7 protein-coding genes and 1 pseudogene are annotated in these 13,121 nt (G+C 66.6%); 6 read left to right on the top strand and 2 right to left on the bottom strand.

The window, feature by feature from the left end; genetic code table 11:
• The first annotated feature begins 174 nt into the window (after nt 1-174).
• The 5 genes from IPM60_06950 (at nt 175) to IPM60_06930 (ending at nt 10,217) form a co-directional block, all read left to right on the top strand.
• A complete protein-coding gene (locus IPM60_06950; GenBank protein MBK8907634.1) occupies nt 175-1,518 on the top strand; it encodes a spore maturation protein in 1,344 nt (447 codons plus the stop codon).
• 177 nt (nt 1,519-1,695) lie between these two features.
• Complete coding sequence (locus IPM60_06945; protein MBK8907633.1) at nt 1,696-4,656, top strand: hypothetical protein; 2,961 nt, start codon at nt 1,696-1,698, stop codon at nt 4,654-4,656.
• A gap of 318 nt (nt 4,657-4,974) precedes the next feature.
• Entirely contained in the window at nt 4,975-6,681 is a 1,707-nt protein-coding gene (locus IPM60_06940) for an ATP-binding cassette domain-containing protein (protein MBK8907632.1), read from the top strand.
• A gap of 6 nt (nt 6,682-6,687) precedes the next feature.
• Nucleotides 6,688-8,868, top strand: a complete 2,181-nt coding sequence (locus tag IPM60_06935) for an ATP-binding cassette domain-containing protein (protein ID MBK8907631.1) — start codon at nt 6,688-6,690, stop codon at nt 8,866-8,868.
• Nucleotides 8,865-10,217, top strand: a complete 1,353-nt coding sequence (locus tag IPM60_06930) for an HlyD family type I secretion periplasmic adaptor subunit (protein ID MBK8907630.1) — start codon at nt 8,865-8,867, stop codon at nt 10,215-10,217. Before IPM60_06935 ends, IPM60_06930 begins: the two co-directional genes overlap by 4 nt.
• 55 nt (nt 10,218-10,272) lie before the next feature.
• On the opposite strand, the pseudogene IPM60_06925 reads toward IPM60_06930, so the two are convergent.
• Nucleotides 10,273-11,145: pseudogene (locus IPM60_06925) on the bottom strand (branched-chain amino acid aminotransferase).
• A gap of 425 nt (nt 11,146-11,570) precedes the next feature.
• Between IPM60_06925 and IPM60_06920 the strand changes: the two are divergent.
• The gene (locus tag IPM60_06920; GenBank protein ID MBK8907629.1) at nt 11,571-12,494 is read left to right on the top strand and encodes a flippase-like domain-containing protein; all 924 of its coding nucleotides are present in this window, start codon (nt 11,571-11,573) and stop codon (nt 12,492-12,494) included.
• Between the two features lie 81 nt (nt 12,495-12,575).
• Here the strand turns inward: IPM60_06920 and IPM60_06915 are convergent, their stop codons facing one another.
• Nucleotides 12,576-13,040, bottom strand: a complete 465-nt coding sequence (locus IPM60_06915; protein ID MBK8907628.1) for a hypothetical protein — start codon at nt 13,038-13,040, stop codon at nt 12,576-12,578.
• Nucleotides 13,041-13,121: the final 81 nt, after the last annotated feature.

Below are 13,121 nucleotides of genomic sequence, written 5' to 3'. Positions count from 1 at the left end.
ATCGAATCGGACTGTATGCCGGCATGTGCTGCGGAATGATTACCATCGCCACCAACCGCCGTTTCAACACCGGCAGCGGTATCAGCTTGCGGAGACGACCGCCGCTGCACCAATATCCCGCGCCTGACCGGGTTCGGGTCAATCGTTCGCTGCACCATCGCTCCGGCCTCTGCCTTGAACGTCATTTTCTTCGCCCTTGTTGCCGTTTCGTTCGTCGTCGCCGGCTACCGCCAGATCCTGTGGCAACCGGGGGCAACGGACGCGGCGCCGCCGATGGAGGCGCTCGGGACGGCGATGATCGACGCCGCTGGAGGCGCGGTGACCCTGGCGATCGGCCTCGTCGGCGTCATGGCGCTGTTCATCGGGCTGATGAAGGTGGCCGAGGCTGGCGGCCTCCTGGTGATCATCGCCCGCGTCGTGCGGCCGCTGATGCAGCGCCTCTTCCCCGAGGTGCCGGTCGATCATCCCGCAATGGGAGCGATGATTCTCAACATCTCCGCGAATGCCCTTGGTCTCGCCAACGCGGCGACGCCCTTCGGCATTCGGGCCATGCAGGAACTGGACACCCTCAATCGCGACAAGGGCACGGCGACCAACGCGATGGCGCTGTTCCTGGCCATCAACACCTCTAGCGTGACCCTGCTCCCGACCGGGGTCATCGCATTGAGGGCAGCAGCAGGCTCCGACGATCCGGCGGCAATCGTGCCGACCACCCTGTTCGCGACCATCTGCTCCACCACCATCGCCATCGTCATGGCCAAGATGCTGCAGCGGCGTTCATCAGGCCCGGCCGCCGCGCGCAAGGAAGATACGCCGGCGGCTGCTGCGCTCGCCGAGACGTCCGGCGCAAGGACGGGTGACAGCACGAGTGCAGCCACGAGTGACAGCATGGCGCCGGACCTCGGACTATCGGACAGCGGCTATCCCTTGTGGGTTTCGGTCGTCGTCCTGGGGGGACTTGTCGCCCTGGTGCCGCTGACCATCGTCTATGGGCGCGGCATTGCGCCCTGGATCATACCGGGCCTGATGATCGGTCTGCTGACGTTCGGGATGGTGCGCGGGGTGCGCGTCTACGAGACGCTGGTGGACGGTGCCCGCGAGGGGTTCCAGGTGGCGGTGCGCATCATACCGTACCTGGTCGCGATTCTGGTCGCAGTCGCCATGTTCCGCGCCAGCGGGGCGCTGGGGGTGCTCGTCACGCCACTCGGGACGCTGACCGGCGCCGTCGGCCTGCCGGCCGAAGCCCTGCCGATGGCGCTACTGCGGCCGCTGTCCGGATCAGGAGCCTACGGGGTTCTGGCTTCGATCATCAACGACCCGACGATCGGTCCGGACAGCTACACCGGGATCCTGGTCAGCACCTTCCAGGGATCGACCGAGACGACGTTTTATGTGCTCGCCGTGTACTTTGGCGCGGTGAACATCCGGCGGATCCGCCACACGCTGATCGCGGCCCTCTCCGCCGATGCTGCCGGCATAGCCGCCGCCGTCTTCATCTGTTCGCTCCTGTACGGTTAGCCGCTTCCACCTGCAGACCCCGTGGCGAAAGCGGCGGCGCGCCTTAACGGAACGTTCACGTCTTCCGATACAATCTAAAAGTGTGTTCAAGCGCCGGAGACGACACTGGACCTCTGTCCGCCGAACCTTTGTCCGCCGACTGGCCCGACCCACGACCGCATGGATGGACTCACAATCATGAACAAGGCATCTCTCCCGCCGTCCACCGGGCGCTCTCATGACGATGGGCGCGGTCTGGATGTGGAAATGATCCGCGGCAGCGACGTACCCGATCTGAGCGCCCGCGACTTTGGACGCTCCGCCGGAGATTCCGCGCCGCTAGAGAGCGCGGCCGCCCTAGGGTCCATTCATGCAGGCGTCGACTCGACCGACAAGCGGGGCGGGACCGGCGCAGGCCCTGCACTTGCCGACCGCCAGGCTCCGGCGACCGAAGCCGATGCGGCGACCGTTGACGTGGCCGAGCGCCTTTTCGCCGCGCCCTCGGGTGCTCCTCACAGCAACCGTCCGGGCACCACGCCGGTTGATGGCGGCGACAGGGCCGTGGATGCGCCTGCGGACGGACCGGAATCAATGAATCCGACCGGAGCGTTCGCGCAGAACCGAAGCGAGGATGGCACAGGGGAGGCGCCGCAAGAGGTCTCTGGGGAACGTCGCGCCTCCTCGTCGATCCTTGACGAAGCTGGGTCGGCGGATGGGCCGAGCGCTGGCCAAGTCCACGGTGATCAAGCTCCGATGCAGACCGTCGTCGGCGCCCCCGCCCCTTCCGCCGGCGCCGGTGACGGCGCCGGGGAAGGCACGGCCGGACCGGACCCCGCCGAAGCGCAGGAGCCTGTCGAGCCCGCCGGCCCGCCGACAGTCGAGGTCGCCTACACGGAAGCCGTTTCCGGGACTGACGGCCGAGACCATCTCGTGGGCGGCGACGGCAACGACGACATGTCCGGCGGCGGCGGCAACGACTACCTCTACGGCGGCGACGGCAACGACATGCTGTCGGGCGGCGACGGCAACGACTACCTGCACGGCGGCGACGGCGCCGACGAATTGCGGGGCGGCGCCGGCAACGACCGCCTGATGATCGACGCCCTCGACACCATCGTGGACGGCGGCGACGGCAACGACCGGGTCGACGTTCAGGGCTCTGACGGTGTGGCGCTCGATCTCGCCGCCTCCAGCATCGAGACCGCGGTCGGCAACGCCGGCAACGACACCTTCGACGCCTCGGGCGCGAGCGGGCGGGTCGATCTGCACGGCTACGCCGGCGACGATGCGCTGACCGGCGGCGGCGGCAACGACTACCTCTACGGCGGCGACGGCAACGACATGCTGTCGGGCGGCGGCGGCAACGACTATCTGCACGGCGGCGACGGCGCCGACGCGTTGCGGGGCGGCGCCGGCAACGACCGCCTGATGATCGACGCCCTCGACACCATCGTGGACGGCGGCGACGGCAACGACCGGGTCGACGTTCAGGGCTCTGACGGTGTGGCGCTCGATCTCGCCGCCTCCAGCATCGAGACCGCGGTCGGCAACGCCGGCAACGACACCTTCGACGCCTCGGGCGCGAGCGGGCGGGTCGATCTGCACGGCTACGCCGGCGACGATGCGCTGACCGGCGGCGGCGGCAACGACTACCTCTACGGCGGCGACGGCAACGACATGCTGTCGGGCGGCGACGGCAACGACTACCTGCACGGCGGCGACGGCGCCGACGAATTGCGGGGCGGCGCCGGCAACGACCGCCTGATGATCGACGCCCTCGACACCGTCGTGGACGGCGGCGACGGCAGCGACCGGGTCGACGTTCAGGGCTCTGACGGTGTGGCGCTCGATCTCGCCGCCTCCAGCATCGAGACCGCGGTCGGCAACGCCGGCAACGACACCTTCGACGCCTCGGGCGCGAGCGGGCGGGTCGATCTGCACGGCTACGCCGGCGACGATGCGCTGACCGGCGGCGGTGGCAACGACTACCTCTACGGCGGCGACGGCAGTGACAGGCTCGTCGGTGGCGACGGCAACGACTACCTGCACGGCGGCGACGGCGCCGACGAGATGCGGGGCGGCGGCGGCGCCGATCGACTCTATGGTGGCGACGGCGACGATACCCTCAGCTATGCTAGCGACACTGTCGGGGTGGCCGTCGACCTCGGCAGCGGATTGGCTTCAGGAGGAGACGCGGAAGGCGACCGCTTCGACGGCTTCGAGAACGTCACCGGCGGAACCGGGCACGACGTTCTGACGGGCGATGCCGGAAACAATGTCTTGCACGGCGGTTCCGGGAATGACGTGCTTGCCGGCGGTGGCGGCAATGACACGATGGCTGGCGGCCAGGGCAGTGACGCCCTCTCCGGCGGCGCCGGTGACGACGTCCTCCAGTTCTCGGCGGATGGCGCATGGGCCAACGGCTATGCTGCGATGAACATGGATGACTCGGCGGACCGGCACAACATCGGCGGCATGAACCGCTCGTTCGATCGGTTCGACGGCGGCGACGGCCACGACACGTTGCAGATGACCGACGGCAACGACGCGCTGTTCCTGGATGACGGCCTGTCGCCCGCACCCGATGCGATCGCCGCCCGCCTCACCAGCGTCGAGAGCATTGATGCCGGCGGCGGCAACGACGTGGTCGACCTCACTAGCGCCACCTACACATACGGCGACGTCCGCATCTCGGGCGGCGACGGCGACGACGTGCTATGGGGCAACGTCGGCGACGATACGCTCCACGGCGACGCCGGCAGCGACCGCCTCAGCGGCGGCAACGGCAACGACAGCCTCGACGGCGGCGCCGGCAACGACCACCTGCACGGCGGGGCCGGGGATGATGTGTTTCATGGCGGCGCCGGGAGCGACACCATGCTCGGCGGCGCCGGCGACGACCTGTTCGTCTGGGGCGACTCCAGCTTCGACGACCCGGGCGCAGCGTGGACCGACACGGTGGCCGGGGGGGCGGACTTCGACACGCTCGACCTGTGCGGCGTCTCCCAGGGCTGGACCCTGCACATCGATGGCGGCCCGACATTCGCGGGCACCGATGCCGCCCGGGCCTATGAGGACTTCGATGGCGCCACCGGCACCATTGAGTTCGACGACGGCTCGTCGCTGTCCTTCCAGGAAATCGAGCGGGTGCAATGGTAGCTGCGGCATCCCTCTTTGTCTCATGACAGATTGAGAAATGCTGTCTAGTGAAGCGGTGCGTGCAAAAAATGCACCGCTGCACGCAACCTGTTGATTCTCGTGCGCACGATGACCCATTCGACTGAACGGTTCGATCGGGTCTGTGCACCAGTTTACGCGAGCCAGCCGCATCTTTCGCAGCCTCGCCGCGAACTACAGGAACAATGCCGGTCGAATTTTACCGGACGGTAAGCCTCTTCCCCCATCATGCCGACAACGGTAGCCCGACCGCAAGCCTGGCCGGACCGGCTGCTCCGAACTGCACTGAGAACGGTCGACATGCTGAGAGACCCGCTCCCGAAGGCCTTGCGCGGCATGGGCGTCGCATCGGGCTGGATGCCCGGCAGCACCGCCGATCTGCTGTCGTGTTCGGTGTTGATCAACGTGCTGTCGCTGGCGATGCCGCTGGCGCTGTTGCAGGTCTACGACCGCATCATCCCGAATACCGCCACCAGCACGCTGGCGCTGCTGATGACCGGCGTGATCACCGCGCTGGTTCTGGAAGTGCTGCTGCGCATGGGGCGGGACTACCTCAACGGCTGGAAGGGCGCGCAGATGGAGCATGGCCTGTCGTGTGCCGCCGTGCAGCACCTGCTCCGCGCCGAGCTTGAGGAGCTGGAGCACGACGGCGCCGGCGTCCACCTCAACCGCCTGCAGGCGCTCTCGGCTCTTCGCGAGTTCTACGCCGGGCAGGCGATCGTCATCCTCTGCGACTTGCCGTTCTCGATACTCTTTCTTTGCGCCGTCGGCTATCTCGCCGGAACGCTCGTTCTGGTGCCGATCGCCATCATGATCGTCTTCGTCGTCGCGGCGCTGATCGTCGGCAACCGGCTGCGCGCATCTCTGGCCGAGCGCATGAACGCCGATGATCGCCGCCTCAACTTCATCGTCGAGGTGCTGCAGGGGGTGCACACCGTCAAGTCCCTGGCGGTGGAGAACCTGATGCTGCGGCGCTACGAGCGGCTTCAGGAATCCGCCGCGGCACACCAGCACGACGTCGCCCAACACAGCGCCTCCGCCCTCGGAGTCGGCGTGCTGTTCTCGCAGCTCACGCTGTTCGGCGTGGTCGGGCTGGGGGCCATCATCGCCATGAACGGCGGGTTGACCGTCGGCGGCCTTGCGGCCTGCACCCTCCTCTCGAGCCGCGCCATGCAGCCGTTGCAGCGCGCCGTCGGCATCTGGACGCGGTTTCAGAAGGTGCGGCTGGCGCGCGCCCGCATCGCCAAGATCTTCGCCCTGCAACAGGAGAACAGGAACGCCGGCGCCGCACCGGCGAAGCTGACCGGCGCCATCGAATTGCGCGACGTGTCGTTCCGCTATCCCGGCGCCGAGCAGGATGTGATCGCCGGGGCCACGATCAGCATCGAGCCGGGCGAAACCATCGCCGTGCTCGGCGGCAACGCCAGCGGCACAACGACGCTGCTGTTCCTGATGATGGGGCTGCTGCGGCCGCGCGCCGGCACCGTGCTGATCGATGGCTTCGACATGGCGAGCATCGAGCCGGCCCTGGTGCGCGGACAGATCGCCTACCTCCCGCAGCACGTCACCCTGTTCGACGGCACCATCGCCGACAACATCACCATGTTCCGACCCGAACTGGCGGCCCGGGTGCGCGAGGTGGCGGAGCGGGTCGGCCTCGACGATCCGGTGGCGCACATGCCGCTCGGCTACGGCACGCGGATCGGCTACGGCGCCGACGACCAGTTGCCACGGGGGATCAGGCAGCAGATCGGCTTCGCCCGGGCACTGATCAACGACCCTGTGATGCTGTTGTTCGACAAGGCCAACATGGGCCTCGATCGCCGGCACGACGAACTGCTGCGCAGGCTCCTGGAAAAGCTGAAGGGCGAGATCGTCCAGGTGCTGGTCACCCACCGGCCGTCGTTCGTCGCTCTCGCCGACCGGGTGTTCGAGCTGAACAACGGTGTTCTTTCGCCGCGCGAGCAACAACCGGCCGCCAAGTTCGCGCTCAGGGCAGGAGCCTAGACGGCGATGAACAATGCTCTGGCCGCCGCAATACACCGGGAAACCGCGCTCCCGTCACCGGTCAATGAAGCGGATCCGTTCGACCGTTGGGAGACGCTGGAGGCGCTCAACACCAGGACCGACCTCTGCCTCTGTCTGCAGCCGTTATTGCGGGCGCTGCATTGGCACGGGCATGTGCGGCATGTGGCGGACGCGCTGCCCCATTTCGTCGACGACCTCGACATCACCGGGCTGCGCAACGCCATGGCCCGCCTGCAGTACGACAGCCAGCCGGTGCGCTGCCGTCTCGACCGGCTCGATCCGCGCCTGATGCCGTGCCTGTTCGTGCCGGACGATCGCGCCGCCGCCGTCGCCATCAAGGCGGATGGCGGCTCGCTTATGATCTACGACGCCGCTGTCGACACCTACCGCGAGGTGCCGGTGCCGTCATGGCGCGGCACGGCATACGTTTTCTCGCTGCGGGACGAGGTCGAAGACCGGCAGGCGCGCAAGCACGGCGGCTGGTTCGCGGGGATCGCAGGGCGCTTCCGCGGGTTCACGGTGCATGCAATCGCATTGACGCTGGCGCTCAATGTCCTCGCTTTGGCGACGCCTTTGTTCGTCATGGCCGTCTACGACAAGGTAATCGGCTCCGGCTCCACCTCGACCCTTGCGTATCTCGCGGCGGGGGTCGCGCTGGCGCTGGTGAGTGACGCGTTGCTGCGGTGGATTCGCTCTCGAATCATGAGCATGGTCGGCGCCCGCCTCGACCACATCGCCAGCATCGCCATCTTTCGGAAGATTCTGTCGCTGCCTACCGCCTTCATCGAACGGGCAACCGTCGGCGCGCAGGTGACGCGGCTCCGCGACTTCGAGAACGTGCGCGATTTCTTTACCGGGCCGCTGGCGTTTGCTCTGGTCGAGACCCCGTTCGCGCTGCTGTTTATCGCCGTCATCGCCCTGATCGCCGGCCCCCTCGCCTTCGTCCCCATCGGCGCCATCGCGCTGTTCCTGCTGCTCGGTGCGCTGATGTCGCCAGTGGTGCGCACGACCGTTGCGAAGTCGTCCCGCGCGGCCTCGCAGCGCCAGGAGTTCCTGGCGCAGATGGTCTCCGGGCTGCGCGCCATCAAGTACGCCGCGGCGGAACAGGTTTGGCTCGAGCGCTATCGCAACCTGTCGGCGCGAGCGTGCCTCAGCAACTTCCATTCCGGCCTGATCAACGCCCTCATCAACAATCTGTCGCACCTCGTGATGATGGGCGCCGGCGTCGCCACGGTGTCATTCGGGGTTGTTCAGGTGTTCGAGGCAAGCCTGACGCCGGGCGGCCTGATCGCGGCGATGATCCTGGTATGGCGGGTGCTGGCGCCGCTGCAGACCGGTTTCGTCACCTTCAGCCGGCTGACCCAGGTGCGCTCCAGCATCCGTCAGATCGACACCTTGATGACCATGCCGTCGGAGCGCGACCCTGACGCCATGTTGTCGCCGCTCCGCAAGCTCGGCGGGCACGTGCGCTTCTCCAACGTGTCGCTGCGCTACGCTCCCGACGCTCAGCCGGCTCTGTTGGGCGTCAACTTCACGATAACCCCGGGCGAGGTGCTCGCCATCGTCGGCGGATCGGGATCCGGCAAGTCGACCCTGCTCAAGGTCATCCTCGGCCTCTATGCGCCGCAGGCGGGCCGCATCGACCTCGACAACAACGACATCCGTCAGCTTGATCCGGTCGCCGTCCGTGATCTGATCGCCTACCTGCCGCAGCACTGCGACCTTTTCTACGGGACGCTCGCGCAGAATCTGCGCCTGGCGCAGCCGGTCGCTACGGACGCCGAACTCGAGTGGGCGTGCGCCGAGGCCGGTATTCTGGACAGCGTCCTCGCGCTGCCCAAGGGGTTTGCGACCCGCATCGGCGACGCCGCGACCGCTACCCTGCCCACCAGCTTCCGCCAGCAACTGGGCCTGGCGCGTGTGTTTCTCAAGCGTGCGCCGCTAGTGCTGCTGGATGAGCCGAGCAACGGCCTCGATTTCGCGGGCGACAAGGCGCTGATCGCCGCCGTCGACCGCATGAAGGGACGGACCAGCGTCGTCATTGTCACCCATCGGCCGAGCCACCTGCGGCTCGCCGACAAGATCTTGTGGATGGATGCTGGCCGCGTCGTGGCGTTCGGGCCGGCCAACGAAGTACTTCAGGCGATGCCGAAGGAAATGCGATGAAACAGCTTGTCGAAGGCGCGCCCGCCTTGCCGCCGGTGCGTCTCTCTCGGCGTCAGGTGCGTTGTCTCGGTCAGTCCGATTACCTGGAAGAGGCTGGCTCGCCGCGGCTGGTGCGCCTTGCCACCTTCACTATCGGCGCCATGGTCTGCGGGTTCCTGATCTGGGCCGGGGTGGCGCGGATCGAGGAAACCGCGGTCACTCCCGGTTCGCTGATCCCGAGCCTGCGAAACCAGGTGGTTCAGCATCCCGACGGTGGCGTCGTCACGGCGGTGCTGGCGCGCGACGGCAGTCTGGTGGAAGCTGGGCAGACCCTGCTCAAATTGAACGATGCCGCGGCCGTTGCCGAGCTCAACCGGATGCGCGCGCGCCTCAATGGCCTGAAGCTCAAAAGCGTCCGCCTGCTCGCCTTCGCGACCGACCGCGAGCCCGATTTTTCGTTCGCCGGCCCTGAGTACCGAGGCCTGGTCGAAGACCAGACGACCATCTTCCGCGCCCAGGTGAACAGTCGCAACAGCCAGCGGGATGTCCTGCGTCAGCAGATCGCCCAGCGCGAGGCGGAGCAGGACGGCTTCGATGCGCGGGAAGCGACCGCCGGAGACGCCGTGGCGCTGCTGGAAGAAGAGCTCAAGATGCGTAAAACGCTGCACAAGCAGCAACTGCAGTCCAAGATTCTGTATCTGGACGTCCAGCGCCGCGTCAACGAGGCCCGCGGGGATCTCGCCGCCGCGCGAAACGAGCGGAAGAAGAGCGCCGACGCGCTGGCGGAGGCCCGAAGCCGCCTCGTGGAACTGGACATGCGGTTACAGACCGAAGCCTTGTCGGAAATGGGCGAGGTGGCCGGCGAGATCGCGGAGGTCCATCAGACCATCGTACGCCTCGAGGATCAGATCGCGCGCCTGGACATCAAGGCGCCGGTTGCCGGCATCGTCAAGGGATTGCAGATGACTGCGGCCGGCGGCGTGATCGGCGCCGGCGAACCGATCGTGGAGATCGTTCCGACCGGCAGGCTGGTGGCCGAAACGCGCATTTCCACCGCCGACATCGGCCATGTCCGGATCGGCCAGCCGGTCAAGGTGAAGGTCAACACCTTCGATTTCGCCCGCTATGGCGCCGTGCCCGGCACGCTCGTCGACGTGTCGGCGTCCACCTTCGTCGATGAACAGGGACTCCCGTACTACAAGGGGACGATCTGGCTCGATCAGCAGTTCGTCGGCGCCGACCCCCGCCAGAACGAGCTGCTGCCCGGCATGACCGTCCAGGCGGATATCGGCATCGGCGACAAGACACTGCTGCAATACATCCTCAAGCCCGTCTACGCCTCCATCCATTCATCATTCCGGGAGCGGTAGAGCCCGGTCCGGTCGACGCGCCATGCAAATGTTGTCGTCGAACAGCTCACACCGCTCATGCATCGGGCCCGGTGCATAAGCACGCGAAGTCAAAGTAAAGCTCCCGCGCCCGGCTGGTCAGCGGGCCGGCTGGAGGCGGCGATCCTGGATCGCGTGCACGGCTGGACCTTCGCATAGTTGCCGGTGGCAAAAGCTCGTCCGCAGCGAGCAGTTCCTCGAACGACACGGCCCGCTCTATGACTTCGACCCCGTCCTTGCGCAACAGCTCCGCCACTCGCTGCCTGGTGATGCCGTTGAGAAAGGTGCCGTTCGCCGCCGGTGTAAAGACCACCCCGTCCCGGACGAAAAACAGGTTCATGTAGGCGAATTCGGCGACGTTTCCGTTGGGATCACAAACCACGCCCGTGTCAAAACCTCGGGCCATCGCGTCGCTGACGACTCTCGCGACGTTGGGGTAGAGGCAGGACGCCTTTGCTTCGGTCGGCGCCATGTCGCGCGCCGGCCGCCGGAAAGGCGACAGACAGGCGCTGAACCCGTGGCCCGCCGGCAGCGGCGACTCCCGCACGGTCATTACGAACCGGGTGCTCTTCGGATCCGGCACGACGAAGCCGTCTTCTGCGTAGAACATGGGGCAGATGTAGAGCTCGGCGTCATCCGGAAAGCGGCGGATCCCCTCCCAGGCCGCCGTCTCGATCTGCTTGCCCGACACCTGTGGCGCGAGGCCAAGCAACTCAGCCGATCGAACCGCACGGGCGCAATGACGATCAAGATCGGGCGCCAGCCCCCGGAAGGCGCGCGCGCCGTCGAATGCCACGGATGCCAGCCAGACGGCGTGGCTGTGGGCGCCGAGCAGCTTGGGATCTCCATCGAGCCATCGCCCATCGACGTATGTCAACGTCAACCTGCCCTGCCCGCCGCTCTTGCCCATGCTCCCCTCCAGCGTTCCGCGTGTTTTCGATAGGCGCAGAAGGAAAGCACCAACGCTTCCGCCCGTCCAGCGTTCTACCCCGCTCTGCGTCGCGCGACATTGTGGATGGCGGGGCAAAAACAACTTAAACGCACGGCGGGACCCGCCGGGCTGTACATCCGTTGCGCGACCCTTCATGTTAGAGTGCAACGTCCGTAGCGGCGCGCTCTCCGATGTAGCGACACATGGGAGAGCGCGCCTTTTGTGTGGGCGCCACTGAACCGGTCTCCCTGCATCGAAAGAGACCATTCACCATTCTGTGGCAGGATCGATTGCAAGGCCTCATGACCATCCATAACGTCATCCGAGCAATCGTGGACCCGAGCCCAGACGTGACTGCGACGAAACCGCCTGCAGCGAAGCTGCCATGGTCGGGAGCAAAGCTGGTGCGCTTGTCCATAGGCGTGCTCATCGTCGCATGCCTGGTCGCGTACGTTCCGCTGGATGAGGTGGTCGCGAGCCTCCGAGCGGTGGCGTGGAAGTGGCTGTTGGCGGCCTGCGCCCTGGCGCTTTGTGCAGAATGGCTCGCATCCATCCAGTTGCGCATCCTTGCCGACGCACACCGGCTGCAATTGTCCACTCTCCAGGTGTTCGAGATGAACCTGGCGACTCGGCTTTACGGCCTGATCATGCCCGGCGGCACCCTCGCCACGATGGCGGTGCGCATCTATCGCTTGTCCGGAAAGCATGGTCATTATGCAGGCGGCGCCCTTGCCGCGACCGCCGACCGGCTGGTGGCGACGCTTAACCTTTGTGTCGTCGGCTGTATCTTCTGGCTGCTGGCTTTGCCGCGGGATGGCTTGCTGTGGCTCGCGCTCAACCTCGCGACCCTCACAGCGATGGCAGTCGTCGTCGCCGCACTGCTCGCCCGGCGGCCGTGGCCGCTGAAGCAATTGCTGCTGCGGATGGGCGATCGCTTCCTCGGCGCCCGGTTTGCCACCGTCCGCAGGGCGGTCTGGGAGTCGCGGGCGATGCCGGGCAGACGCTTCAGCGCCATCTTCGCGCTGTCCATTGCCCAGCACCTGCTCGGCATCGCCACCTTCTACCTGCTCGCGCTTGCCCTTGGCCTCCCGCTCGACCTGATCGAAATCGGCTGGATCCGATCGGCGATGGTGCTGGCGTCACTGCTCCCCGTCAGCCTACTCGGGTTGGGCCCGCGCGAGGGCGCGGCACTGTTGGCGCTACAGACGTATGGAATCTCGGCGCACGCATCCGTCGCGTTCTCCCTGAGCGTGTTCGCCGTCTGCGTTCTGTTTCTGGGACTGCTTGGCGGCGCCGTCGAATTCAGGCGTCACCTGGTCGCGCACTGACTGATCTGCAGCAGGACCGGAACCGGTTCATTGCCAAGCTCGAAACTGAGCATCCGCACGTAAGTTACTGCTTCAGCGAGATTACCTTGATCGGCCGCGATCGACGAGGACGGCTTCCGGGCTGAAGTGTCGCTCGATCTCCCGCTTCGACAGGCCTGCCATGCGTAGCGCCTTGACCGCCGCCCGCAGTCCCACCTGCTCCTCGTGCTCCTGTTGAACGCCGCCGTCCGCGGCACGGTCCACCACTGCAAGCACACCGGCAACCGCCCGGCGCATGGCATGTTGGGTTCCCAGGTCGGTGTCCCACGCCTTGCCGGTCATCTGTTCCACCATCCGCACCGTCAGTCCGAGAAGCTTCATCAGCGCCGCGGTATGGGGCCCACCATAGATGTCCCGCTCGCTCAGAAAGGCTTCGTCGAGGCGTGACACGACCTCGGCGTTAAGGGAGTTGCCGCGTTCCGCGGCGCTCGCTTCCAGCGCTTGGCGCAGGTGCGGCCTCATTCTGATCTTGACCTGAACCGTCTGCGCCCGCTGCCGCGCCGTCATTTCAGTCTCCCCTCGTCGTTCACGATCTTTGCGGTCACGGGCCGATTCGAACCACCTCGACACACGCAATACTAATGGTAG

The sequence above is a fragment of the Rhodospirillales bacterium genome (genome assembly GCA_016710335.1).
In the GTDB taxonomy this organism is placed as follows: domain Bacteria; phylum Pseudomonadota; class Alphaproteobacteria; order Rhodospirillales; family Defluviicoccaceae; genus JADJXQ01.
The sequence above is the reverse complement of the archived record's forward strand: the minus strand, read 5'-3'. Positions and strand labels throughout refer to the sequence as shown.

Bases quoted from the DNA above. Each gene is read 5' to 3' on its own strand.
- IPM60_06945 (MBK8907633.1), top strand. From the start codon at position 1,696: ATGAACAAGGCATCTCTCCCGCCGTCCACCGGGCGCTCTCATGACGAT.
- IPM60_06940 (MBK8907632.1), top strand. From the start codon at position 4,975: ATGCTGAGAGACCCGCTCCCGAAGGCCTTGCGCGGCATGGGCGTCGCA.
- IPM60_06935 (MBK8907631.1), top strand. From the start codon at position 6,688: ATGAACAATGCTCTGGCCGCCGCAATACACCGGGAAACCGCGCTCCCG.
- IPM60_06930 (MBK8907630.1), top strand. From the start codon at position 8,865: ATGAAACAGCTTGTCGAAGGCGCGCCCGCCTTGCCGCCGGTGCGTCTC.
- IPM60_06915 (MBK8907628.1), bottom strand. From the start codon at position 13,040: ATGACGGCGCGGCAGCGGGCGCAGACGGTTCAGGTCAAGATCAGAATG.